Here is a 286-nt window from a genome sequence, read left to right as displayed (position 1 = left end):
AAATTCCTCGATGACCCAGTAGACCTTCTAAATCAGATCCTTGCTAATACGCGGAAACTTGAGCGGAAAGCAAAAAACGCTCTCCCCCAGAAGGTAAAGAATCATAAAGAAACGCACAGGCAGCTTACCGAGATCGAAAAAAATCGCATGTGCGCTAGCGATGCCGCACTCCGACTATTCAGCCAAGTGCAAGTCGAAACCGATAACGCAAACTTCTACGATCGCGCATACGCCGTCTTACTAGCAGAACGAGACGCAGAAATGGAAGATCATGAGTGCTAATAAA

General features: G+C 46.5%; 1 protein-coding gene. It reads left to right on the top strand.

Translation table 11 applies throughout. From position 1 onward, the window contains the following. The coding region (locus tag QP415_RS11565) for a hypothetical protein (RefSeq protein ID WP_285100177.1) at nucleotides 1-282 on the top strand (282 nt) is incomplete at its 5' end. Between the last annotated feature and the right edge of the window lie 4 nt (nucleotides 283-286).

Source organism: Pauljensenia sp. UMB3104 (assembly GCF_030217285.1).
Taxonomy (GTDB): Bacteria; Actinomycetota; Actinomycetes; order Actinomycetales; family Actinomycetaceae; genus Pauljensenia.
Note: the sequence above shows the minus strand (reverse complement) of the source record. Positions and strands in the feature narration are given on the sequence as shown.